Origin of the sequence: Corallococcus sp. AB030 (assembly GCF_003668965.1) — a bacterium.
Taxonomy (GTDB): Bacteria; Myxococcota; Myxococcia; order Myxococcales; family Myxococcaceae; genus Corallococcus; species Corallococcus exiguus.
Window position 1 is genome coordinate 1 of the sequence record NZ_RAWQ01000463.1, and the last position, 1080, is coordinate 1080.

At 68.7% G+C, this 1080-nt stretch carries 1 protein-coding gene and 1 pseudogene; both read right to left on the bottom strand.

Annotation, left to right across the window (positions count from 1 at the left end; genetic code table 11):
* A partial coding sequence (locus D7Y15_RS43590; protein WP_148713055.1) for a transposase occupies window positions 1–551 on the bottom strand: 551 nt, incomplete at its 3' end.
* 43 nt (window positions 552–594) lie between these two features.
* Window positions 595–1080, bottom strand: a pseudogene (locus D7Y15_RS46845) (helix-turn-helix domain-containing protein); the annotation flags it as partial.

Here is a 1080-nt window from a genome sequence, read left to right on the forward strand (position 1 = left end):
GGGGTGTTGGCCCAGATGGGGAGCCTGCCGCGCCTGCGGACGCGGCGCAGCAGGAGAACGGCCTCATCATAGAAGGCGTCACGGTCCGCCGTCAGCATGCGGCTGAAGTAGGTGGACTTCAGCTCCTCCCAGAAGCCCTCAACCCAGTTGAGGGTCTCTGAGGTGTAGCGCGGCAACCAGAAGACGCGCACGTAGGGGACGGCGGCCTCAATCGCGGCTGTCGAAGCACGGCTGGTGAAGCAGCCGCCGTTGTCGAGCACCAGCACGATGCGGCGGCCTGTCCGCTTCGCGCGTTTCACCAGCGTCTCCAGCACGGCGAGGAAGAGAGCAGTGGTGACGCTCTTGGGCTGGTGCGCGAAGCGGAAATCTCCCGTCGGGTAGCGCACCGCGCCCACCACTCCCACGCGCACGTTCTTGCCCGGGGTGGGCAGTGCGAGGCGCTCGCCTCGGCGGCGCCAGGCGGAGCGCACCGAGGGCAATAGGTCGAACCTCACCCCGTCCGCGTACCACAACTCGAAGAGCGCGCCCGGCTGGGAGGCCTGCTTTTTCAAGGAGTTGAGGCGCCTTTGGGCGCGCGCTTTTTTGCTCCTCGTCCGCCAGCCCCTTGAGCGTCAGCTTCGTGCGTCGCCAGGCAAAGCCATGGCGCCGCAGCACCTCTCCCACCCAATCGGGGCTGATGCTCACGCCGGCATGCTGCTGAAGGTGCGCGGCAAGACGCGCGCACGTCCAGCGTGCGAAGGCGTACCCCTGCTCTCGCGGGTTGCTCTCTACGTCCTTGAGCAGCAGCTCTACCGCCGCAGGTGTCAGGCGGGAGGGCCTACCTGGATGCGCACGGGCCTCCAGTGCCTGGACACCTTCCTGGCGCCACCTCCGACGCCACGCGTACACGGCCCGGGGAGTGACACCCAATGTTCTGCCCACCTGGGTGGCGCTCTGCCCTTCGGCAGACAACAGGAGAGCCGCGGCACGCAGCGCCACTCCCTGCTGCCCGCCGCGGCGGAGCAGCCCTGTCAGGAGGCGCCGCTGCCCGGCAGTTAGCCGCACGCCCTGCTGGGGCCTCTTCCGGCGCACGCTGCTCAT